Raw genomic sequence first — 22439 nt, 5'->3', positions numbered from 1 at the left:
GCCCCGGCACAGGGGCGACCGCCGCCTGCGGCGTTGTGGGCTCTCCCGGCGCCGCGGGCGCCGCGGGGTGTCCTGTCGGTGTGACCTGGTAGTACTGGGAGCGATGAGCAGCACGCAGGGGAGTGACGAGGCCGGGGCGGCGCCGGAGCAGCTTGCCTTCATCCGGGAGACGGTCCGCCGGGCCAAGCCCCGGACGTGGCACGGCGCCAAGCGGGCCGAGCACCTGCCGGTGGCCCGGGTGGTCGTCGACAAGGGCGTCCTGACCATCGACAAGTTCTTCGACTACGAAGTGCCCGCCGCGATGGCGCAGGACGCCCAGCCGGGCGTCCGGGTGCGGGTGCGCTTCGGGGCGCGGGTGGTGAAGGGCCAGCGCGAGGGCGGGGAACTGCACGACGGGTTCATCGTCGAGCGCCTGGAGAAGAGCGACTTCGCCGGTCCGCTGGCACCGCTCGCCCAGGTCCTCTCACCCGAACCGGTGCTCACCCCGCAGCTGCTGCGGCTCTGCCGCACCGTCGCGGACCGGTACGCGGGCACCCTGGCGGACGTCCTGCAGCTGGCCGTGCCGCCCCGGCACGCCAAGGCCGAGGCCGAGCCCTCGCCGCCGCCCGGCCCGCTGCCCCGGGCACCGCAGCCCGGCGGCTGGTCCCGCTACCCCGCCGGGCCCGACTTCCTCACCTCGCTGGCCGCCGGCGGCTCGCCGCGCGCGGTCTGGACGGCGCTGCCCGGCCCCGGTTGGCCGTACGAGATCGCCCGGGCCGTCGCCGCCACGCTGGCGAGCGGGCGCGGCGCGCTGGTCGTCCTGCCGGAGGGGCGGTCGGTGGCGCGGGTGGACCAGGCGCTGACCGAGCTGCTGGGCGAGGGCATGCACGCGACCCTGGCCGCCGAGCTCGGCCCGCGCGAGCGCTACCGGCGCTGGCTGACGGTGAGCCGCGGCTCGGTGCGCGCCGCCATCGGCACCCGCGCCGCCATGTTCGCGCCGGTCCACGACCTCGGGCTGGTGGTCGTCTGGTCCGACGGCGACAGCAGCCACAGCGATCCGCGCAGCCCGCACCCGCACGTGCGGGAGGTCGCGCTGCTGCGCGCGGCGGAGGAGGGCGCGGGCGTCCTGCTCGGCGGGCACGCCGTCACGGTCGAGGGCGCGCAGCTGGTCAGCACCGGCTGGGCCCGGCCGCTGGTGGCCGACCGGGAGACCGTCCGGCAGGTGGCGCCGAGGGTCCGTACCGTCACCGACCAGGACCAGCACCGGGACGCGGCGGCCCAGGCCGCCCGGCTGCCCTCGGTGGCCTGGGAGGTGGCGCGGGAGGCGCTGGCGAGCGGCGGCCCGGTGCTCATCCAGGTGCCGCGCCGCGGCTACGTGCCCCGGCTGTCCTGCGGGAACTGCCGCACGCCCGCGCGCTGCCGCCGCTGCGAGGGGCCGCTGGAGGCGTCGTCCGCCGACGCGCCGCTGCAGTGCGGGTGGTGCGGGGAGGCCGCGGCCGACTGGCACTGCCAGGAGTGCGGTTCGTTCCGGCTGCGGGCCCAGGTGGTCGGCGCCCGGCGGACGGCGGAGGAGCTGGGCAAGGCGTTCCCGCGCATCCCGGTCCGCACCTCCGGGCGGGACGCGGTGCTGGCGACCGTCCCGGCGGAGCCCGCCCTGGTGATCTCCACCCCGGGCGCCGAGCCGGTGGTGGAGGGCGGCAGCGGCTACGCGGCGGCGCTGCTGCTGGACGGCTGGGCGCTGCTCGGCCGCCCCGACCTGCGGGCCGGTGAGGAGACGCTGCGGCTCTGGCTGACCGCCGCCGCGCTGGTGAAGCCCTCCACGGAGGGCGGCACGGTGGTCGTGGTGGCCGAGCCGACGGCACGGCCGGTGCAGGCGCTGGTCCGGTGGGATCCGCTCGGCCACGCCGGGCTGGAGCTGGAGGAGCGGGCGCAGCTGCACTTCCCCCCGGTGTCGCGGATGGCCTCGGTCAGCGGCAGTCCGGCGGCGGTGGCGGATCTGCTCGGGCTGATCCGGCTGCCCTCCGAGGCGGACGTGCTGGGGCCGGTGCCGGCGACGGCGCTGCGGGGGGAGGAGCAGGAGCGGGCGCTGCTGCGGGTGCCGCCCGGGCAGGGCGCGGCGCTGGCGGCGGCGCTGAAGGCGGCGCAGATCGCGCGGATCGCCCTGCGGACGCCGGAGGCGGTGAAGGTGCGGATCGACCCGACGGACATCGGCTGAGCGGGTCGGTGGGGGTGGTCGGACGGGGCCGGGCGGGTCGGGCGAGTCGGGTCGGGTCGGCTGGAGCGCGCGGAGGGTGCGGGTCGGGCGGTGCCCGAGGGCCCGTGCGGTTCGGCGCGCTCGGCCGGGCCGCACGGACCCCGGGGGGCTCAGCCGCGCAGGGGGATGCCGGGGCGGTCCAGGGCGCCCCGGTCGTGGGTAGGGCGGTCGTGTGCGGACCGCTCCAGCGCGGCCCGGTCCAGGGCGCTGCGGTCCAGGCCGCCCTGGCGGGCCGCCGGGACGGTCGCGGCCAGCCCGGTCGGGGCGGGCGCGGCGGCGGGCAGCTCCTCGGAGCGGTCCGGCCGGGTCGGTCCCGGCACCCCCGGGACGCCGCCGGCCGGCACCCCGCCGGCCGCCAGCAGCTCGCTGGTCGGCCGGCGCATCCCGTAGCGCCGGTGCACCGCCTGCTTGGTGACCCCGAGGGCCGAGCCCACCGAGTCCCAGGAGAAGCCCAGCGCGCGGTCGAACTCGACCGCCGCCGCCACCAGCGTCTCCACGCTCTCGCGCAGCTCCTGCGCCAGTCGCACCGTCGGCGCGGGCGCCCGCCCGTACACCACGAACCCGGCCGAGGTACTGGGGCGGCGCGGACGGTAGACGTTGCCCAACTGGGCGGTGAGCGTCCGCAGCGCGTCGACCTGCCGCCGGACCCGCTCGATGTCCCGCACCAGCAGGTGCAGGCTCGCCCGCGCCCGGGCGTCGTGATTGATCTGCTCGGCCATGGCCTACGTGCCACCTTCCGTACGGTTCAGCTCGGCCGGAACGCGGTGTCCCGCGCGTCCCGGCCCCGGTCAATCTCACTTGACCAACGCCGGACCGGCCGCCGGGGTCACGCAGCCGGGCCGACTCGGGATATGCCAGAACACGATGCCGGGGGCCGAAGACCTGCGCGGGAGCGGTGCGGTGGGGGCGGACGGCGCCCGGATCCGATTGCATAGACTTGACCGGTGGCCGGCCCGTGCGGGGGGTCCGTGGTCCGGTGGGCCCGGCCTCCCGGACGTGCGGACACCGGGTGTCCGGACCCTGAACACAAGGACCCTGAACGTCCGGACCCCGGAGTCCTGCACGCCGGGGCCCACGCCGAACCTCCGCACACACCGAACTCCCGAGTGCTCGAACTCCCGACGGACAGGAGCCCGTACGCCGTGGCGATCCAGCCGATCCGCATCTTCGGTGACCCCGTCCTGCGGGCCACCGCCCAGCCGGTGACGACCTTCGACAAGGAACTGCGCACCCTCGTCCGGGATCTCACCGAGACCATGCTCGACGCCCCCGGCGCCGGGCTGGCGGCTCCCCAACTCGGAGTCTCCCTCCGGGTGTTCACCTATCACGTGGACGGCGTCACCGGGCACCTGATCAACCCCGACCTGTCGCTGACCGAGGAGGAGCAGGACGGCCCCGAGGGCTGCCTCTCGCTGCCCGGCCTGCGCTACGACACCAAGCGCGCGTACGGCGTGGTCGCCAGGGGCTTCACCATGTACGGCGATCCGATCACCGTCGAGGGCACCCAACTGCTCGCCCGCTGCATCCAGCACGAGACCGACCACCTCGACGGCATCATCTTCATCGACCGTCTCGACCGCGAGCGGCGCAAGGAAGCGCTGAAGGCGATCCGCGAGGCGGACTGGGGCGACGGCCCCGCGCCCGTCGTCAGGGTCTCCCCGCACAGCACCTTCGGCTCCGCGCGCTGACCGCCGCCGCTGCGCCACCACTACCGAATGACCGCTATCAGAAAGGCACTTGATGCGCCTCGTGTTCGCCGGCACCCCCGAGGTCGCCGTTCCCGCCCTGGACGCCCTGCTCGCCAGTGACCAGCACGAGGTCGTCGCGGTGGTCACCCGCCCCGACGCCCCCGCCGGGCGCGGCCGCAAGCTGGTCGCCAGCCCCGTCGCCCAGCGCGCCGAGGAGGCCGGGATCGAGGTCCTCAAGCCGGCGAAGCCCAGCGACCCGGAGTTCATCGCCCGCCTCACCGAACTCGCCCCCGACTGCTGCCCGGTGGTCGCCTACGGCGCCCTGCTGCGCCCCGGCGCGCTGGAGATCCCCAAGCACGGCTGGGTCAACCTGCACTTCTCGCTGCTCCCGGCCTGGCGCGGCGCGGCACCCGTGCAGCACTCGGTGCTGGCCGGTGACGAGGTCACCGGCGCGTCCACCTTCCTGATCGAGCAGGGCCTGGACTCCGGCCCGGTCTACGGCGTCATCACCGAGGAGATCCGCCCGACCGACACCAGTGGCGAGCTGCTCGACCGCCTCGCGCACTCCGGCGCCCGCCTGCTGGCCGCCACCATGGACGGCATCGCCGACGGCTCCCTGCACGCCGTCCCGCAGCCCGCCGACGGCATCACGCTGGCGCCGAAGATCAGCGTCGAGGACGCCCGGATCGACTGGGCCCACCCCGCGCTGCGGATCGACCGGGTGGTGCGCGGCTGCGCCCCCGCCCCCGGCGCCTGGACGCTCTTCCGCGGCGAGCGGCTCAAGGTCTCCGGCCCGGTCAAGCTGGTGACGGACGCCTCCGCGCTCACCCCCGGGGAGCTGGCCGTCGGCAAGAACAGCGTCCGCGTCGGCACCGGCAGCCACGAGATCGAGCTGGGCGAGGTGCAGCCGCAGGGCAAGAAGCCGATGCGCGCCGCCGACTGGGCCCGGGGGGCGCGCATCGAGTCCGGCGAGCGCTTCGAGGACGCCGCGCGCTGATGCACCCGGGGGGCGGCGTTCGTTCCAAGGGCGCCGCCCGGGACCCGGAGAGGTACGCAGGCCCCGCACGGCCATGGCCGTGCGGGGCACGTCCCGGGTACCGGTCGCCGGTGCCCGCGGCGACCGGCCGTGGCCGCGGAGCACGCGGGACATCCCTGGAAGACGGGGGTGTACCTTCGGACGTGTATGCCCCGGGGGGGATACTGTTCGTTCGATAACCACCGCAGCACTTTGAGGCACCTGTGAGCACACCCAGCGCCGCCCGCGCGCCCCGTCCGCACCGTCGTCCCAAGAAGGACCCGGCGCGCATCGTCGCCTTCCGCGCCCTGCGGGCCGTCGACGAGCGCGACGCCTACGCCAACCTGATCCTGCCCTCGCTCCTGCGCGAAGCCGAGCAGAAGGGCATGGACCGGCGCGACGCGGCACTCGCCACCGAGCTGGTCTACGGCACCCTGCGCCTGCAGGGCACCTACGACGCGGTCATCGCCGCCTGCATCGACCGCCCGCTCAGCAAGGTCGACCCGCCGGTCCTGGACGTCCTCTCGCTCGGCGCCCACCAGCTGCTCACCACCCGCATCCCCAGCCACGCCGCCGTCTCGGCCACCGTCGAGCTGGCCCGGGTGGTCCTCGGCGACGGCAAGGCCAAGTTCGTCAACGCCGTCCTGCGCCGGATCAGCGCCCACGACCTCGACGCCTGGATCGCCAAGGTCGCCCCGCCCTACGAGAAGGACGCCGAGGACCACCTCGCCGTCGTCCACTCCCACCCTCGCTGGGTCGTCGCGGCCCTGTGGGACTCGCTCGGCCGCTGGCAGCCCGACGCCGCCGGCCGCAGCGCGATCGAGGACCTGCTGCGCGCCGACAACGAGCGGCCCGAGGTCACCCTGGTCGCCCGCCCGGGCCGGATCGCCGTCGGCGACCTCGCCGACGCGCTGCCCGAGGCCGAGCCCGGCCGCTGGTCCCCGTTCGCGCTCCGGCTCGCCGAGGGCGGCGACCCGGGCACGCTCCCGGCCGTCCAGGACAACCGCGCCGGTGTCCAGGACGAGGGCAGCCAGCTGGTCGCGCTCGCGCTCGCCGCGGCGCCGCTGGACGGTCCGGACCGGCTCTGGCTGGACGGCTGCGCCGGCCCCGGCGGCAAGGCCGCGCTGCTCGCCGCCCTGGCTGCCGAGCGCGGCGCCGCCCTGGTGGCCAGCGAGAAGCAGCCGCACCGGGCCCGGCTGGTCGCCCGCGCCCTGGAGGGCAACCCCGGCCCGTACACCGTGATCGCCGCCGACGGCACCCGCCCCGCGTGGCGCGCCGACGGCTTCGACCGGGTCCTCGTGGACGTCCCCTGCTCCGGCCTCGGTGCCCTGCGCCGCCGCCCGGAGGCGCGCTGGCGCCGCCGGCCGCAGGACGTCGCCGCCTTCGCCCCGCTCCAGCGCGACCTGCTGCGCGGGGCCATCGACGCCACCCGGGTCGGCGGGGTCGTCGGTTACGCGACCTGCTCGCCGCACCTCGCCGAGACCCGGGCCGTCGTGGACGACGTGCTGCGCGAGCAGGGCGGCCGGGTCGAGTGGATCGACGCCCGCCCGCTGCTGCCCGGGGTGCCCGCCCTGGGCGACGGCCCGGACGTCCAGCTCTGGCCGCACCTGCACGGGACGGACGCGATGTACCTGGCGCTGCTGCGGCGCACCGCCTGACGCACGGGGCACCGGGGCGCCCGGGCCGGCCGGCGGGGGAGATCCCTCGGTGGCGGCCCGGGCGCCCCTCGTCGTCGCCGGGGCGGTGCCATGGGGGCGAGGGTCCGGCGGTCAGATGCGTCGCGGGTGGCCCGACGACGTTCCGGGCAGGCGCTCGGGCCCCGGCCAACGGCCTTGCAGCGGCCGGTAGTCGATCACGGTGACGCCCTGTTCGGTGAGAAGTTCACGGGCCCGTGGCGAGGTGAGGAACTCGTGGTCGGTGCGGCGGACGCGCCAACCGTCGTCGGTCGCCCGCGCGTTCGGGCCGCCGAGACCCGGGTGGACGGCCCACTCGCTGAGGCCGGGTGGCAGCTCGGCCAGCAGGCGGGCGTACCGGGCCGCCTTGCCGTCGAGGTCCAGGGAGAAGCTGTCCAGGAAGCCGTGGTCGACCACCGGTAGGCCGCGTCGGCGGGCCTCGCGCAGGCCGGGCGCGAGCCAGACCCGGACGGCCAGGCCGTACTCCGCGCCGAGGGCGAGGGCGAGTTCGAGGAGGTCCGGGCGCCCGCCGTCGGCCAGGCAGTGGAAGTCCAGGTGCGTCGGCTGGAGGCCGGTGCGGGCCACGGCGTCGATCTGGGCGCGGAACTCGCGCTCGACCTCCTCGGTCCGGGCGCGGGCCAGGAGCCGGGCACGCCCGTCCGGCGTCGGCGCGCACAGCTCGCCGGCGTCGTCGAGCAGCGAGGGCACCAGCTGCTTCGGAGCCAGTGGGCCCCAGCGGTGGCGGGCGGCCTCGCAGACCATCGTGAGGTGGATGCCGAACGGCATCTCGGGCCGCTCGTGCAGCAGTTGGAGGGCCTGAGTCGCTGCGGGAGCGGGCAGCATGACACTGCACGAAGAGGCGATGCCCCGCTCGACGGAGTCGATCACCGCCGCGTTGACGTCCTCGTCCAGGCCGAAGTCGTCGCAGTTGACGATCAGCACCCGGGCGCCGGGGTCGAAGCCGAGCAGCTCGCTCGACAGGCGCGGCGTGTGCTGGTGGGGCTCGGTGGTGTCCATGCCCGCAGTGTCCCCGGCGGCCGGTCGGGTGCGCACGGCGTTTTCGGGGCGGGCGGGCGCGGGCGGAGCACCTGGAGGGTCTTGGGGCGAGGGGTCGACTGGATGCTCCCGGGTGCCGAATCCGGCGGTGGGGTGTTGTGGATCGGAGCACTGCTCCGGATATAGTCGGATCAGTGCTCCGGTTGACGGTCCGTTCGATCCTTCGGGACGTTCCTCCTGGGCCTCGGCTTCAGGGTGTTGCTATCAAGTCTGCTGATCTCATCGATTTCTGACGTGCTGTTCGATGACGTGGGCGAGGTTTCTGCGGCTGATCACCGTGCTGGGGTGGGTGCCGCCGAGCACCTGCTCGCGCTGGGCGAGGGCGGTTTCCAGGAGGGGGATGGCGCGGTCGAGGTCGCCGGCCTCGTAGTAGGCGGAGCCGAGGTTGTTGCGGACGGAGAGGGTGCGGGGGTGGGTGTCGCCGAGTACCTGCTCGGCCTGGGCGAGGGTGGTTTTCAGGAGGGCGATGGCGCGGTCGAGGTCGCCGGCCGCATGGTAGGCGTTGGCCAGGTTGTTGCGGCTGATGACGGTGTCGGGGTGGGTGAGGCCAAGGACCTGCTCCTGTTGGGCGAGGGTGGTTCTCAGGAGGGGGATGGCGCGGTCGAGGTCGCCGGCCTCGTAGTAGGCGGAGCCGAGGTCGTTGCGGACGGCGAGGGTGCGGGGGTGGGTGTCGCCGAGCACCTGCTCGCGCTGGGCGAGGGTGGTTTTCAGGAGGGGGATGGCGCGGTCGAGGTCGCCGGCCGCATGGTAGGCGTTGGCCAGGTTGTTGCGGCTGGTGAGGGTGTTGGGGTGGGTGTCGCCGAGCATCGGTTCCAGTTCGGCGAGCGTGGCTTCGAGCAGGGGGATGGCGCGGTCGAGGTCGCCAGCCTCGCGGTAGGCGTAGGCGAGGTTGTTGCGGCAGGTCAGAGTGCCCGGGGCGCCCCCGAGGGCCTGTTCGTGCAGGGTCAGCTCGGCAAGCAACAGGGGGATGGCGTGGATGCTGTGACCCTGGGCATGGAGGTATTGGCTGGCGGCTGCGTAGTGGTCGGCCGTGAGGGTGTCGTGGTGGTCGGTCGGGGCCGTGGTGGCAAGGGCGGTGAGGTGGGGGATCACGCTGTCCCAGGCGGCGGATGGGGCGGTGCCGGGCTCGGGGAGGGCGTCGAAGGCGTGGGCGATGGCGTGTTCGGCTTCGGTGCGGCCGCGGTGGTCCGGCGTGGTGCGCAGCACGGTCTGGACGAGGCGGTGGACGCCGACGGTGGTCGGGGTGAGGGTGATCATGCTGTACGAGGCGAGGGCGCCGAGGGCTTCGGCGATGTCGTCCTCGTCTTCCGCGAGCCGGCTCAGCAGGGTGACGGGGATGTCGTCGGGGGCGAGCCAGGCGAGGGTGTGCAGGACGGTGACGGCGAGCGGGTCCCGGTCGGCGAGGGCTTCGAGGGTCTGCGTCCAGATGCGGGCGATGGTGCGCCGGGAGTCGATGCCGACCGTGCGGTTCTGGTCGAGGTAGGCGCGGGCCTGGTCGAGGGCGAGGGGCAGGTGCCCGAGCTCGGCGGCGAGCAGTCGGGCCTCGCCACGCTCGTGCGGGGTGGGGTCGGGGTCGCAGAGGAGGGCGGCGGCCTCGTCGGGGGCGAGGACGCCGAGGGCGCGGGTCGGGGTGCCGCGGGGCCAGCCGGTGGCTCGGCGGGTGGTGATGAGGAGGTGGCCACCGATGAGCGAGCCGAGGTAGGGGTGCAGGTCGCGGGGGTCCTCGGCGTTGTCGAGGACGAGGAGCCAGCCCTGGTGCCAGTGCAGCCAGTTGAGCGCCCAGGTGGCCCGTTCCAGTTCCGAGGAGTTCGCGGCCCAGGTCGGTGCGAGGCGTGCGGCGAGGGCTGCGAGCGACTGTTCGATGCGCGCCGGGGACTCGGCGTTGATCCACCAGCGGAGGGAGTAGGTGTGGCGGTGCAGATGGGCGTAGGACAGGGCGAGGGTGGTCTTGCCGATTCCGCCGAGGCCGTGGACGGTCGGCGACTGGGTGACGGCGGAGCTGCCGTCGGTGTCCAGCACGCGGCGCAGCCAGGCGAGTTCGTCCTCGCGGCCGACGCAGACTGGTCGTGGACCGAGGTTGTTGCACCCGGGCGGCGCCGGTGTCTCCCGGGCGGAGGCGAGGACGACGGGGGGCAGCAGGACGTCGCCGGTGACGGCGGTGCCGATGGTGTGGGCGGCGATCGACCGCAGGCCGGCGGCGGTGCCGAGGGGGTCGGGGTCGGTCACGATTCGGTGCGGTGCCCGTCGCCGGTGATGGCGGTGCCGATGGTGTGGGCGGCGATGGAGCGTTCGCCGACGGCGGTGATCGTGATCGCGCTTGCGACCTGACCAGCTATCAGATCGGTGATCTCGTGCCGGAGTTCGGCGTCCTCGCGCAGGGCGGCGCGCAGGTGCAGGCGCAGCGCGGCGGTGGCCGATGCGAGGTCCGTCTCCGCGTCCGCCACGGCCTCCTCCAGCTCCGCGCGCTCTGCCGCGTCGCCGCGTCGCCAGACGCGCTGGAGCAGGCGGCGGCCGGTGTTGGCGGTGGCGTCGGCCGCGGCGTCCTCGGCGCGGGTGAGGACGGCGGTGCCGTAGGCGCCGAGCGCCCCGGTCAGGAAGGGGCCGGCCTGGGTGAGCAGTTCGGCGATTTCGGTGCTCAACGGATCCACCCCGAGGAGAAGTCGGTCGGCTGTCGGCGACCATTCTCGCACCCGGGTGGGTGGTGGTGCTGCCGTTCGGCCTCCGCCGGTCAGGGGCGGGCGCGCAGGCGGCGGAGGGTGCGGGCGTCCTCGAAGTCGACAGCGGCGGCGGTGGATTCGGGCGTCGCGCCGGGTCCGGACGCGGAACGGTCCGGCCGGCTGTGGGTGGTCACCGGTCGGGGGAGGGGAGGGGGAGGTCGGTGAGACCGGTGCCGCCGAGGCGGGTGGTCAGGCCGGCGAACAGGGCGATGTCGTCCGGGTTCCAGGAGGGTGCGGCGAACACCTCGTCGGCGACGCGTTCGGCGGTGGCGCGCATGTCCCGGAGCAGGGTGCGGCCCGTGTCGGTGAGCGCCGCGTAGGCGACCCGGGCGTCCCGGGCGTCCGGCTCGCGGGTCACCAGGCCGATGCGTTCCAGCGGGGCGAGCCCCCGGGTGACGCCGGAGGCGGTGAGGCCGAGCGCTTCGGCGAGGTCCACCCGGCGCATCCGGCCACCGGGTGCCTGGCCGAGCCGGAGCAGCAGGGTGAAGTCGGCCAGGCTGACGCCGTGCAGCCCGCTCAGGCTCGCGTCGAACCGCCGTACCAGGGCCGCCTGGGCCCGGACCAGGCGCAGGGCCGCGTCCAGCGTGGAACTCATTGCCACCTCCTTGACTGCTCAAGTATAGCTGCGGACTGAGCCGCCGAGGAGGTGGCGGAGCGGGGGGTGTGGGATCAGGCGGTGCGGGCGGCGCGGCGTTGGCGCTTGCCGACGGCGGCCTGGGAGAGGTCCTCGGCCTGGGAGCGGAGGTTCTTGTAGCCGTAACCGCGCTCGTCGAGCCAGGACTTCGCTGCCGCCTCGGCGCGGTCGGCGGCCGCCAGGACGTCCTCCTCGGCCTCGCCCGAGTCCAGGAACCGGAAGGTGAAGGCGGGGCGGGCGGCGAGGTCGTAGCTGAGGTGACCCTCGGGCGTGAACGACGCGTACAGGACGTCGTGGTCGGCGGCGCGGGCGAGGAGTTCGGCGTGCTGGTCGGCGTCGAGGCCGTCGAAGATGCCGCGGACGGTGACGCGGAAGGTGCGAGTGGTCATCCCTCGACCCTAGCCAGCGGGGCCGGTCCGGTTCCACCGCGTTTCGTCGACGGTCCTGTTCGGGGGAGGTGCACCGAGCCCTCGGCGGGCCCCGACTCGGGGGCCGACGAGGGCTCGGCGGTGTCGGGCGGGGCTCAGGCTTCGCGCAGCGCGGCCTCGTTCGGCGCGGTACCGGCCGGAGCCGGCTCCGCGTCGTGCTGCGCGCCGTCCTTCCCGCCCAGGGCCGGCCACGTGATCCGGGTGGCGCAGAGGGAGACGACGGCGGCGGACGCGGCCACCGCGGCCATGCCCCAGACCAGGCTGCTGGAGTCGGCGATGAAGCCGATCACCGCCGGTCCGGCGAGCAGGCCCGTCGTCCCGGTGGCGGCGACCAGGGCCAGTGCGTCCGAGCCCTGTCGGGCCGCGGCCACGTAGATGCACGGGGTCACGGCAGCGACGCCCAGCCCCACGCAGGCGAACCCGAGCAGCGTCGGCACCACGCCGCCGGCCAGCAGTGCGAGGGCCAGGCCGGCGCCGGCCAGCAGGCTGCCGATCCGCACGATCCGCCCGTCGCCGAAGCGGGTGCGCCAGCCGTCGGCGAAGATCCGGGCCGCGACCATCATGACCGAGACGACCGCGATGCCCAGCGGTGCCAGCTCGGGCGCCGCGTTGACGACGTCCTTCAGGTAGAGGGCCGACCAGTCGTTCATGGCGCCCTCGGTGACGGTGCCGAACACCATCGCCAGCCCCATCCAGATCGTCACCCGGGAGGGCAGCGTCAGCCCGCGCTTCTTCTTCGGTGCCTGCGGTTCCGCGCTCTCCCGCGCCGTGGCCCCGGTCGTCCGGTCGTCCGCCAGCATGCCGGTCTGGGCGAGCCCGAGCAGCAGCAGGAGGACGACGGCGGCCAGGGCGAAGTGCACGGAGAGAGTGGTGGTGAAGGCGTTGACGCCCGAGGCGAGCAGGGCGGCGAGCAGCGATCCGGCGCTGAACGTGGCGTGCAGCCTGGACATCGCCGTCCGCCGGTACCTGACCTCCAGGGCGGCGCCCTGGGCGTTCATCGCGACGTTCAGGCAGCCGACGGCGATGCCGTCGAAGCAGGCGACCGCCAGGGTCACCGGGTAGTTCGGCGCGACGGTCAGCCCGAGCAGCACCAGGCCCAGGCAGATCGCCGACAGCGTGGCGAGCAGCCGCGAGCCCAGCCGCTTCATCAGCGCCGCGACCAGCGGGAAGGAGATCGCCGCGCCCACGCCGCAGACCATCAGCAGCAGGCCCAGTTCGGCCTCGCTGAGGTCGAGCCGGCTCTTGAGCGCGGGCAGGCGGGAGACCCAGGTGGCGTACTGGAAGCCGAGGAAGCAGAACAGTGCCGCGATGGCCAGTTGGGCTCGGCGGTAGTCGTCGCGCAGGCGGAGCATGTTCATCGGATGATCTCGTCTTTCAGGGGCGCCCCGGGGAGCGGGGCGTGGGGGTGCTGCGGCGCCCCGGTGCGGGTGGTGGGGGGAGCCGTGGGGGCGGGTGCCGCTCGGAGGCGCATGGACATGTAGACCGCTTGCGCGCCGTAGCACTCCGGGAGCTCGACCTCCGGATCGGCGCGGTACCCGAGCGGGGCCCAGAAGGCCTCGCTGCCCCCGACGGCCACCAGGGAGATGGTCTCGAACCGCCGCACCCGTGCCGTCTGTTCGAGGTGGCCGTGCAGCAGGGGAGCCAGCCCCCGGCCGCGCAGCTCCTCGGTGATCACCACGTCGTGCAGGTGCATGTTCGTGGTGCGGAAGCCGGACGCCTCCGCCCGGTTCAGGTCCGGGTACCGGTGGAGCGGGTAGGGCAGGGCGAGCAGGTAGCCGCCGAAGCACCCCCGGTACTCCAGCGCGAAGCAGGTGCTGGGCGACGCCCGGCCCCTGGACTCCAGCGACGCCCGCCCCTCGGACAGGCCGCTCGCACGGTAGGTGCGGGCCTCCAGGGCCTCGACCTCGTCCCAGTCCTCGGCGGCCAGCAGTCGCACGCGGACGCCCCCGGCGATCTCGTCGGCCGTCATCGGGAACCTTCCCCGGCGGCGTCGGCACCGCGGATGCAGGTGTAGGGGAGCGGCTCGAACCCGTTGAAGCCCTGGGTCGTGTACGCGGTGGCGTAGGCGCCGCAGGAGAAGATCCAGACCGGATCCCCGGAGGCGGCGGCCGCCGGCACCGGGACGAGGCCGTCCTCGTCGGCGTACGCGTCGTCACTGTCGCAGGTCGGGCCGGCGACGACGGCCGGGACGTAGGCCCCGCCGGGGTGGGCGGGGCCCGGGTGGGACGGGAACTCCATCCGGTACTGCAACTCGTCCATCTCGTAGAGGCCGTTGAACTTGCCGCAGCCCAGGTAGAGCCAGCGCTGGCGCTCGCCGTCGAGCTGCTCCCGGGAGGTCAGCCGGGCCACGTGGGTCCGGATGGCGCCGTGGTCCGCGACCAGGTGGCGGCCCGGCTCCAGGAGGAAGTCCAGGGGCGACGCCGACACCTCCCGGAGCTGCTGCATGCCCTCCCGGAGCACGGCGAACATCTTGTCCACCGGCGGATCGAGCGGCCGCCCCCGCTTGTCGAGGACGCCCAGGGCGGGCAGACCGCCGCCGAGGTTGACGTGGTCCAGCTGGATGCCGCGCCGGTCCAGCTCCTCGATGACGGTGGCCAGCGAGTCCAGCGCGCTCCGCCAGGCGTCGGAGGTCATCTGCTGCGACCCGACGTGGACGGACAGGCCCGACGGTGTCAGGCCCGCCGCGCGCGCCGCCTCCAGGACCAGGACCGCGTCCGCGGCCGAGCAGCCGAACTTCCGGCTCAGGCCCCAGAGCGCGCCGTCCCCGGTGGTGGCGACCCGGCAGAACACGCGGGCGCCGGGGGCGTGGACGGCGAGCGCCGCCACGTCCTCCAGGCTGTCCGTCGCGAAGTCCCGGACACCGAGCCGGTGGGCCTCGGCGATGTTGCGGTCGGACTTGATGGTGTTGCCGTAGTGGATCCGCTCGACCGGTACGCCGGTGCGCAACGCCTGGGCGACCTCCTGCGGGCCGGCCGCGTCGAACCCGGCACCCAACTCCGCGAGGCGGGCGAGGACTTCGTCCACCGGGCAGGCCTTCATGGCGAAGCGGACGGCGATGCCCGGCAGTTCGCGCAACAGCGCGGTGTACTGGCCCTCGATCCCGTCCAGGTCGTAGATGATCCGGTCGTCGGTCGCGGCCGCCAGGGCGGCGCGCAGGGGTGTGTTCTCAGACATCGTCGATAGCTCCAGGCCCGGCTAGCGGACCAGCTGCTCGGGGCCGGCGGCCTTGCCCGCCCGCACCAGCGGGCCCCAAGCCTCGATCAGCAGTGCGAAGTCCTCGGTGTCCGCCTGTGCCTCGTCGAGCAGGCGGTCCCGCAGGGTGACCAGATGGTCGGCGAACTCGGCGTACTTGCCGCCGAGTTGCCGGTAGGCGCGGTCGAGCACGGCCAGCCGGCGGACGTTCTCCGCCCGGTCCGTCCCGATGCTGCGGCGGACGGAGTCGGCGATCACGGCGACCCGCACGCGGTGCTCGTCGTCGAGCAGCGCACCGCCGGCCGCCTCCATGTCGAAGTACACCGGGTAGAGGTAGAGCATCGACAGCAGGAACTTGGTGAACCGCAGCTGGTAGGCGGTGAATCCGGGGCCGGTCCGCCGCTCGGGGGTGTAGTAGTTCACGATGTGGCGGTTGTGCACCACCCCGGGCAGGGCGGCGTCGCGCACCACGTGCAGCAGGAAGTAGTCGCTGCCGATGGTGTCGGTCGCGGACGGCAACGGGAGGCGCTCGTACACCTCGTGGTCGAAGCCGATGTTGCACATGTCGATCCGGAAGATGTCCGGGACGTCCAGGAGGGCGCGGTCGTGGGTGAACGGGTCGGTGCCGCCTCCGACGAAGGAGTCGTCGACCAGCTCCCGTCGCTCCTGCGCCGATGCCCCGGTCGGCGCCCAGAGGCCGACGACCTCCTCGTACACGGCCCGGTCCAGCGCGCGCATCTCGCCGACGTCGACGGAGAGTTCACCGACGAAGGAGCCGCCGACCAGCGCCACCGGCTTCTCGGCGTGCGCCGCGTCCAGTGCGTTCTCGGTGACGCCGGCCGCCGCGTCGGCCGCCCGCTTCCCGAGGGAGAGCAGTTCGTGGTGGATCGGGAAGACCGGGTTCCCGTCCAGCACCTGGTAGCGGCTGTCGGAGTCGCGGCGGTGGACGGAGCGGCAGCCGAGGGCTGCGGCGATCAGGAACGCCCGGTTGGTGCAGGCGCCGTAGGAGACGGCGGCCGGGAGCATCAGATCCAGCAGCCGCGCCGGCTCGGCGACACCGGAGTCCTCGATCACCCGCCGCAGGAAGTCCCGCTGCCGGGCCTCGTCGAGATGGTGCACGACCACGCCCGCCACCGCGGGGAGTTCGCCGACGGCCTTGGCGTGCACGGCGAACGTCGACTCGTCCGAGGAGTCCAGGACCAGCAGGTGCACCTCGACGCCGAACCGCCCTGCGGCGTACGCCGCCTCCTCGCCGATCGACGCGACGGTGTCGGCGCAGGCCCGGTTGGTCGGCAGGGTCAGGCAGATCCGGTCCGCGCCGGCGGGCCGGCTCACGCGTCCCCGTCCCGGCCGCCGTGCCAGGACTCCAGCCCCAGCAGCTTCGCGCCGAGGTCGCTCAGATCGGCCTTGCCGTAGCGGAGCGACTCGTGCTTGCGCGGGTCGCCGACCAGTGTCCTGTTCCACGTCGGGGTGGAGAGGTCGCGCCAGGAGGCGATCCGGGAGGCCTTCAACTCCTCGTGCTCCTCCAGTGCCGGCATCATCGAGAGGTACTGGACGGCCCGGACGCCGCGCTCGGAGGTGTTGCGGGCCACCCCGTGGGCGAGCATGCCGTTCCAGATCAGCAGGTCGCCCGCGTTCAGGTCGGGCCGGACCACCGGGAACTCCGTGCGGTCGACGGCGGGCCGGATCGGGTCGCGGTCGGCCGGCTGGGTGGCCTGCCACCGGTTGAACTGCCGGAACAGCTCGGGGTCGCACTGGAAGCCCCCGTGGTCCGGCCGGGTGTCGTTGAGCGCGATGATCCCCTGGACGCGCTGCGGCAGGTTGCCGAGCGTGGTGTCGACGTCCCAGTGGAGCTCGATGTCGAAGCCGGTGTCCGTCGGCTCGATCAGGGCGCGGTCACGGTTCCCGACGTTCGGCGGGTTGAGGTTGAGCCGGTCCAGCGTTACCCAGAGCTCTTCGCAGTCCCAGACGTCGACGAACGCGTCGTAGACCCGCTGTGCCTGGCGGCTGTCCCAGATCAGCTGGTGCTGGTAGGCCTCGACGAAGCCGTAGATGTGCAGGTGCTGGGCCAGTTCGTCGGCGAAGTCCCGCTCCTCGTACCAGGTTTCCGGCCGCTGCGGGTCGAGGTCCTGGAAGTCCCAGGCGAAGTCCAGCAGACGTTTCGCCGCCTCGGCGGGGATCGCCTCCCTGACGACGACGTACCCGTACGTCTGCCAGAAGGTGTAGTCCTCCTCGGAGAGCACGCGCAGGGGCCGCGACTTCTCGATGTCCTTCAGCGGGGTCCTGGCGAGGTAGGTCTCGCCGTCGTTGCTGAAGTACGGGGTGTCGGAGGCGGCCCGATACAGGTATCCGTCAGGCTTCGGCATGCAATCACTCCAGAGGTCGGGAAACTACTGCGACCGGGTCGGACCGCCGGTTCACGGGCGGCTCCTGTTCTCCCGTTCGCTCCGCTGCTCCCGTGCCGTTCCACGCACGGAGGCATCGCCGCGGGCCGGCATCGGAGGACGGCCGACCGGCGGCAACGGGTGCTCGTGCGCGGACGGTTCGGGGCACGGTGGCCACGAACGGCCGGCGGGGGGACGGCTGCTGGAAGAGCGCAGCCGAAGGCGCCGGTCGGGGGTGAGGGTGAAGGTGAAGAGGACGAGCGGTGGGTGATCGGGGCTGGGGGTGAAGGGGCTCGGGCGGCAGGGAGGTTGCGGTTCTCGCGGTTCCCGGCGGCGTTGCGCTCACTGCTCGCGCGGTTCCTGCGGGACTCGTGGCCCCTGGGGGGCCGTCAGGGCATTCGGGTCCATGGACGGACTGCCCGTGTCCCGCGAGGACAAGGCCGGGATTCCTTCCTCCTTCTTGTGCTCGGAGCCCCGCGCGGGGCGTTGACTCCCTCGGTGGACACGCGGTGGCGCGGGCCAACTCACGTGCCCGGCAAGGGGCCTCGCCAGGACGTCCCACCTCGTCAAACTTGCTTTCCCCTACGGTGGACTAGACCAACTTGTGGTGTCAACCCTTCTCGGGGAGCGGCTGGCGGGTGTCGTGGCGCTCGGCGGACCGGCGGTGACCAGCGCGGGAGCGGCGGCACCGGAACGGCCGCCGCGGCCGGCGGCGGAGCCTGCTCGAACGGGTATCCTTCCTGCCCTTTCGGGCAGGGCGGCGCGGGGCGCCGTCGGGTGGTCGTCGGGTGGGGCGCACTCGGGCGGGCCGGGATTCGGGCGGCAGCGGGTCGTTCCCGTGCCGGCGGAGTCCGGGGTTCGGTGTGCGTGGTGTGCGGTGAGCGGTGCTCGCGCTACCGGAGGCGGTCCTCGGGTCGGGCGGCGGTGGGTGTGGTGCCGATCGGCGAGGCCCCGGTGGCGTCCCGGCCCTCCGGGGCCGTCCAGGCCAGCAGTAGCCGCAGGGCGTCCTCGGACGGGCTGCCGGGCTCGGGCGCGTAGGTGATCAGCGCCTGGGTCGGGTCGTCGGCGGCCCGCAGCGTCTCATAGGACAGTTCGAGCGTGCCGACCACCGGATGGTGGAACCGCTTGACCCCGGACGTCTTGTCCCGCACCGGGTGCTCGGCCCACCAGCTGCGGAACTCCTGGCTCTTCACGGCGAGTTCGCCGATCAGCGCGCGCAGCCGGGGGTCGTCGGGCCGGCGGCCGGCCTCCAGGCTCAGGTAGGCCACGTTCCCGCGTGCGCAGGCCTCCCAATCCGCGTACAGCGAGCGGGACTCGGGGTGTAGGAAGGTGATCCTGGCGATGTTGCGCGCGGCGGGCTCCAGGGCGTCGAAGTCGCCGAGCAGTGCGCTCGCGGCCCGGTTCCAGGCCAGGACGTCCATCCGCTGCCCCATCACCAGGGCGGGCAGCTCCGGCAGGGAGCGCAGCAGGGTCTGCAGCATCGGCCGGACGCGCTGCGGGTGCGCCGCCGCCCCCGATCCGCCGCCGCGCCGCGTGGTGCCGGACGGGCGCGCGATCCGGTGCAGATGCCTGGTCTCCTGTTCCTCCAGGCGCAGTGCGCGGGCCAGCGCGTCGAGCACCGCGGGCGAGGCGTTGCGGACCCGCCCCTGTTCCATTCGGGTGTAGTAGTCGACGCTGACGCCGGCGAGTTCGGCGATCTCCTCGCGGCGCAGACCCGCGACCCGCCGCCGGCTGCCCGCGCCGGGCAGGCCGACCTCCTGGGGCAGGAGCCGGGCGCGCCGGGAACGCAGGAACTCACTGAGGGCGGTCGGGGAACTCATGCTCCGATTCTGGCCGATGCGGCGGAGCCGTGCCTGGCCCTGTCAGGACCAGGCACGGCGGAGGGGGCTGGATGCGGTCCGGCGGCGCCGGGACGGCCGGCGCCCCGCCGACCGGGGGTTTTCCCCCGGTCGGGATCGGAGGACGGCCCCAGCGCGGACCACCCCTGCTCCCCGCCATGATCGTTTCAGTGACCGGGGGAACATCGAATCGAGGAGTGATCAGCATGGGTGTGCAGAGGAACGCGATCGGCCGACGAGGGCTGCTCGCCGCGACGGCGGCGCTCGTGGCCACCGCCCTGGTGGCTCCGGCGGCCTCCGCCGCACCTGCCGCCGACTCCGGCTCCACCGCGCCCACGGCACCGGGCGTCACCGCGACCGACGCCCGGCAGGCCGCCGCGGTGCGCGCCCTGGAGCGCGCCGCCCACCCCCTCCGGTCGACCGAACCCGGTGGCCGCACCACCGACCTGCGGGCGTTGGGCGCGATGATCGGCGACGCCCGGGTGGTCGGGCTGGGAGAGGCCACGCACGGCTCGCACGAGTTCTTCGCCATGAAGGAACGCGTCTTCCGCTACCTCGTCGAGGAGAAGGGCTTCACCACCTTCGCGCTGGAGATGAGCTGGACGGCCGGCCTGCGGATCGACGAGTACCTTCAGGGCGGTGCCGGCGACGCCCGGCGGATCGCGAAGCAGGAACTCGCCGGATCCCCTTGGGAGCGCGAGGAGTTCGTCAGCCTCATCACCTGGATGCGACGGTACAACGACCAACATCCCGACCGGCGGGTCCACTTCATGGGCAACGACGTCGGGGCGCCCAGGCTCGGCGACGCCGCCTTCGACCGGGTCGCCTCCCACGTCCGCGCGACCCACCCGCAGGACCTCGCGCGCCTCGAAGGGCTGTACGCGGGCCTGCGGCCCATGGACGACGTCTTCGCCTACCTGGGCCGGCCCGTCGCCGAGCGCCGTCACAACGCCACCGTCGCCCAGCAGGCACTCGACCTGGTCGTCGCGAACAAGGGAGCCGGCGGCGACGCCTACGAGTGGGCCGAGCAGCACGCCCGCAACATCGCCCAGACCTTCGCCTTCGCCTCCCTCGACCTGTCCGATCCGGAGTCGGTGTCCGAAGCGGAGCACCTTCGGGACCGGGCGATGGCCGACAACACCGCCTGGTGGCACCGCCGTACCGGCGACAGGATGCTGCTGTCGGCGCACAACGGCCATGTGGGCTACCTGTCCTCCGACCCGGTGATGTACCCGACGACGCAGGGCGTCTTCCTGCGCAACGCCCTCGGTCGGGGCTACGTCGCCGTCGGCTTCACCTTCGACCGCGGGTCCTTCCTCACCGGGACCAGCCTCGGCGGTGCCTGGAACAAGGTCACCGTCCCCGCGGCCACCCCCGACATGCAGGAGTACACCCTCGACCGGGTCCGCCTTCGCGACTACTACGTGGACCTGCGCACGCTGCCGGCCGTGGGCCGCAGCTGGCTCGACACCCCGCGCCCCGTCTACGAGGCCGGTTCGAGCTTCAAGAACGACCCGCTCCCCAGCCTCGCCGTCGGGCGGTCCCACGACATCCTCGTCCACCTGCACGAGGTCCACGCGGCCGTCGCGATCTGATCGTCCGCCGGCGCACCCGTGAGGCGCGGGCCCCGAGCCCCTAGCGGTCGGCGACGCGCAGGACGATCTTGCCCTGGAGGTGGCCCTGTTCGGCGCGGCGGTGGGCGGCGGCGGCCTCCCGGAGGGGGAAGACGCTGTCGATGCCGACCCGGACCCTCCCGGTGTCGAGCAGGGCGGCCAGGGCGGTGAGGTCGCTGCCGCTCGAACGGACCTGCCACATGGTGTCGCTGATCGCGATGCCGAGCGCGGTGGCGCGTTCGCGGTGGTAGTCGCCGAGGAAGACGGGGGCGATCCGGCCACCGCGTCGGACGGTCGGCAGGAGGCGGTGGGCGTCGGGGCCGCCGACGGTGTCGATCAGGAGGTCGGCGTCGCGGACGACGTCCTCGGCCGGGGTGCGGGTGTAGTCGACGAAGCGGTCCACGCCGAGGCCGCGCAGGAACTCCTCGTGGCGGCCGGAGGCGACGCCGATCACCTCCTCCGCGCCGGCCGCCTTGACGAGTTGGAGGGCGAAGTGACCGACCCCGCCGGCGGCGCCGTTGACCAGGACGGTGCGACCCGGCCGCGACTGCAGGTAGCCGAAGACGAACTGATAGGCCGTCAGGCCAGCCATCGGGACGGCGGCGGCCTCGATGTGCCCGAGGCTCGTCGGCCGGCGCGCCAGATGGGCGGCGGGTGCGACCGCGTACTCGGCGTAACCCGAGGGGAGGCCGGGGAAGTCGACCAGCCCGAAGACCTCGTCTCCGGGCTGCCACTCGGTGACGCCCTCGCCGAGCGCCGCGACGACGCCCGAGATGTCGCTGCCCAGGATCAGCGGCGGTGCCCAGGCGGGCCGCAGCTCGACCGGGAAGTTCACGAACCCCCGGCGCGCGTACCAGTCGGGCGGGTTGACGCCCGCCGCGTGGACGCGCACCAGTACCTGCCCCGGCCCCGGTTCGGGTCGGGGCACCTCCTCGTACACCAGTTCCTCGGGCTCGCCGAAGGCGTGCAGCCGGACGGCGTGCATCGTTGCCGTACCCATGGTTCTCCCCACTGACCGGGCCGACCGCTCCGGGTAGAATCCGGAGCGCTGCTCCGGAAAGGAAACCGGAGCAGCGCTCCATTTGTCAACGGCGAGGATCCGCATGCCCATCGAGCCAACCCCGGGAGCGGCGCGCGTCCCGCGTGCCGACGCCCGGCGCAACCGCGACCGCGTCCTCGAAGCGGCGGCCGAGGTCGTCGCCGAGCAGGGCACCCAGGCCTCGCTGCGGGACGTCGCCCGCCGGGCCGAGGTCGGACTCGGCACGCTCTACCGGCACTTCCCGGCCAGGGACGCCCTGCTGGAGGCCCTGCTGCACCGCCGCTTCGAGCTGCTCGCCGAACGGGCCGAGGCGCTGGCCGCCGTCGGCCCGCCCGAGCGCGCGCTGTCCGACTGGCTGTACGAGTTCACCCTCGGCGCCGCCGCCTACCACGGCCTCCCGGCCACCCTGATGGCCACCCTGAGCGACCTCGAATCACCCCTGCACGCCGCCTGTCTGACGATGCGTCAGGCGGGTGGTCGACTGCTGGAGGCCGCCCAGGAGTCCGGTGACATCCGCCCGGACGTGGCCGCCGTCGACCTGTTCGCCCTGGTCAACGCGCTCGGGTGGATCGCCGATCAGGCCCCGAGCCTCGCCGAGCGCCGGGAGCACCTCTTCCGTCTGGTGATGGACGGCCTGCGCCCCCGGGGGTAGGGCGGGGCGCGGTGGGTGGCGGTGGCGCCGGAGGGTCCGCCCGCCGAAGGTCAACGACATCGAAATTCTGTGACGGGTTGACGGGCGCGTCGCCGGATGGAAATACCCGCCGACCGTCCGGTTCCTGATGCCGGCGACTCCCGGGCGGGAATCGGATTTCCATAGCGCGAACCCGCTTGCACCCCGGCCCGGGGGGGGGGGGGGGGGGGGGGGGGGGGGGGGGTGTGGGGGGGGGGGGGGTGGTGGGTGGGGGGGTGGTGGGGGAGTGCCGGGGCGG

Annotated in this window: 20 protein-coding genes; 6 read left to right on the top strand and 14 right to left on the bottom strand. The window is 74.1% G+C overall.

Annotated elements, in window-relative coordinates:
• Nucleotides 1-103 precede the first annotated feature (103 nt).
• Nucleotides 104-2194, top strand: a complete 2091-nt coding sequence (locus ACFVYI_RS05840; protein ID WP_387881890.1) for a primosomal protein N' — start codon at nucleotides 104-106, stop codon at nucleotides 2192-2194.
• A 149-nt stretch (nucleotides 2195-2343) separates the two neighbouring features.
• On the opposite strand, the gene ACFVYI_RS05835 is transcribed toward ACFVYI_RS05840, so the two are convergent.
• Nucleotides 2344-2952, bottom strand: coding sequence for a hypothetical protein (locus ACFVYI_RS05835; protein ID WP_387881889.1), 609 nt, complete (start codon nucleotides 2950-2952; stop codon nucleotides 2344-2346).
• A 423-nt stretch (nucleotides 2953-3375) separates the two neighbouring features.
• Here ACFVYI_RS05835 and def point away from each other — a divergent pair, with 423 nt between their 5' ends.
• The 3 genes from def to ACFVYI_RS05820 all read left to right on the top strand — a co-directional run bounded on the left by def (nucleotide 3376) and on the right by ACFVYI_RS05820 (nucleotide 6594).
• Nucleotides 3376-3921, top strand: a complete 546-nt coding sequence (gene def, locus ACFVYI_RS05830; protein ID WP_387881888.1) for a peptide deformylase — start codon at nucleotides 3376-3378, stop codon at nucleotides 3919-3921.
• Between the two features lie 52 nt (nucleotides 3922-3973).
• Nucleotides 3974-4918 carry a methionyl-tRNA formyltransferase gene (gene fmt / locus ACFVYI_RS05825; protein WP_387881887.1) on the top strand — a complete coding sequence of 315 codons (945 nt, stop codon included), beginning with the start codon at nucleotides 3974-3976 and terminating at the stop codon, nucleotides 4916-4918.
• A gap of 242 nt (nucleotides 4919-5160) precedes the next feature.
• Nucleotides 5161-6594, top strand: a complete 1434-nt coding sequence (locus ACFVYI_RS05820) for an RsmB/NOP family class I SAM-dependent RNA methyltransferase (protein ID WP_387881886.1) — start codon at nucleotides 5161-5163, stop codon at nucleotides 6592-6594.
• Nucleotides 6595-6705: 111 nt separating this feature from the next.
• On the opposite strand, the gene ACFVYI_RS05815 is transcribed toward ACFVYI_RS05820, so the two are convergent.
• The 12 genes from ACFVYI_RS05815 to ACFVYI_RS05760 all read right to left on the bottom strand — a co-directional run bounded on the left by ACFVYI_RS05815 (nucleotide 6706) and on the right by ACFVYI_RS05760 (nucleotide 18840).
• A complete protein-coding gene (locus ACFVYI_RS05815; protein WP_387881885.1) occupies nucleotides 6706-7626 on the bottom strand; it encodes a polysaccharide deacetylase family protein in 921 nt (306 codons plus the stop codon).
• A 258-nt stretch (nucleotides 7627-7884) separates the two neighbouring features.
• A complete protein-coding gene (locus ACFVYI_RS05810) occupies nucleotides 7885-9891 on the bottom strand; it encodes a tetratricopeptide repeat protein (RefSeq protein ID WP_387881884.1) in 2007 nt (668 codons plus the stop codon).
• Nucleotides 9888-10304, bottom strand: a complete 417-nt coding sequence (locus ACFVYI_RS05805; protein WP_387881883.1) for a hypothetical protein — start codon at nucleotides 10302-10304, stop codon at nucleotides 9888-9890. Before ACFVYI_RS05805 ends, ACFVYI_RS05810 begins: the two co-directional genes overlap by 4 nt.
• 89 nt (nucleotides 10305-10393) lie before the next feature.
• Nucleotides 10394-10516, bottom strand: coding sequence for a hypothetical protein (locus tag ACFVYI_RS05800; RefSeq protein WP_387881882.1), 123 nt, complete (start codon nucleotides 10514-10516; stop codon nucleotides 10394-10396).
• Nucleotides 10513-10977 carry a MarR family winged helix-turn-helix transcriptional regulator gene (locus ACFVYI_RS05795; protein ID WP_387881881.1) on the bottom strand — a complete coding sequence of 155 codons (465 nt, stop codon included), beginning with the start codon at nucleotides 10975-10977 and terminating at the stop codon, nucleotides 10513-10515. Before ACFVYI_RS05795 ends, ACFVYI_RS05800 begins: the two co-directional genes overlap by 4 nt.
• A gap of 74 nt (nucleotides 10978-11051) precedes the next feature.
• Entirely contained in the window at nucleotides 11052-11405 is a 354-nt protein-coding gene (locus ACFVYI_RS05790; protein WP_387881880.1) for a DUF6204 family protein, read from the bottom strand.
• A 134-nt stretch (nucleotides 11406-11539) separates the two neighbouring features.
• Nucleotides 11540-12796, bottom strand: a complete 1257-nt coding sequence (locus ACFVYI_RS05785; protein ID WP_387881893.1) for an MFS transporter — start codon at nucleotides 12794-12796, stop codon at nucleotides 11540-11542.
• A gap of 2 nt (nucleotides 12797-12798) precedes the next feature.
• Entirely contained in the window at nucleotides 12799-13413 is a 615-nt protein-coding gene (locus ACFVYI_RS05780) for a GNAT family N-acetyltransferase (protein ID WP_387881879.1), read from the bottom strand.
• Nucleotides 13410-14618, bottom strand: a complete 1209-nt coding sequence (locus ACFVYI_RS05775) for a type III PLP-dependent enzyme (RefSeq protein WP_387881878.1) — start codon at nucleotides 14616-14618, stop codon at nucleotides 13410-13412. Before ACFVYI_RS05775 ends, ACFVYI_RS05780 begins: the two co-directional genes overlap by 4 nt.
• A gap of 21 nt (nucleotides 14619-14639) precedes the next feature.
• Nucleotides 14640-15971 carry a DUF6271 family protein gene (locus ACFVYI_RS05770; RefSeq protein ID WP_387881877.1) on the bottom strand — a complete coding sequence of 444 codons (1332 nt, stop codon included), beginning with the start codon at nucleotides 15969-15971 and terminating at the stop codon, nucleotides 14640-14642.
• Nucleotides 15968-17002, bottom strand: a complete 1035-nt coding sequence (locus ACFVYI_RS05765) for a phytanoyl-CoA dioxygenase family protein (protein WP_387881876.1) — start codon at nucleotides 17000-17002, stop codon at nucleotides 15968-15970. The genes ACFVYI_RS05770 and ACFVYI_RS05765 overlap by 4 nt, the downstream gene beginning before the upstream one ends.
• 911 nt (nucleotides 17003-17913) lie before the next feature.
• Nucleotides 17914-18840, bottom strand: coding sequence for a helix-turn-helix transcriptional regulator (locus ACFVYI_RS05760; RefSeq protein WP_387881875.1), 927 nt, complete (start codon nucleotides 18838-18840; stop codon nucleotides 17914-17916).
• A 224-nt stretch (nucleotides 18841-19064) separates the two neighbouring features.
• Between ACFVYI_RS05760 and ACFVYI_RS05755 the strand changes: the two genes are divergently transcribed.
• Nucleotides 19065-20453, top strand: a complete 1389-nt coding sequence (locus ACFVYI_RS05755) for an erythromycin esterase family protein (protein WP_387881874.1) — start codon at nucleotides 19065-19067, stop codon at nucleotides 20451-20453.
• A gap of 40 nt (nucleotides 20454-20493) precedes the next feature.
• Here the strand turns inward: ACFVYI_RS05755 and ACFVYI_RS05750 are convergent, their stop codons facing one another.
• Nucleotides 20494-21471: an NADP-dependent oxidoreductase gene (locus tag ACFVYI_RS05750; protein WP_387881873.1), complete on the bottom strand. Its 978-nt coding sequence runs from the start codon at nucleotides 21469-21471 to the stop codon at nucleotides 20494-20496.
• 103 nt (nucleotides 21472-21574) lie between these two features.
• Here ACFVYI_RS05750 and ACFVYI_RS05745 point away from each other — a divergent pair, with 103 nt between their 5' ends.
• Nucleotides 21575-22162 (top strand): TetR/AcrR family transcriptional regulator, encoded by a 588-nt coding sequence (locus ACFVYI_RS05745; protein WP_387881872.1) that lies wholly within the window; start codon nucleotides 21575-21577, stop codon nucleotides 22160-22162.
• The last annotated feature ends 277 nt before the right edge of the window (nucleotides 22163-22439 follow it).

The organism is Kitasatospora sp. NPDC058218 (assembly GCF_042882445.1).
In the GTDB taxonomy this organism is placed as follows: Bacteria; Actinomycetota; Actinomycetes; order Streptomycetales; family Streptomycetaceae; genus Kitasatospora.
The sequence above is the reverse complement of the archived record's forward strand: the minus strand, read 5'-3'. Positions and strand labels throughout refer to the sequence as shown.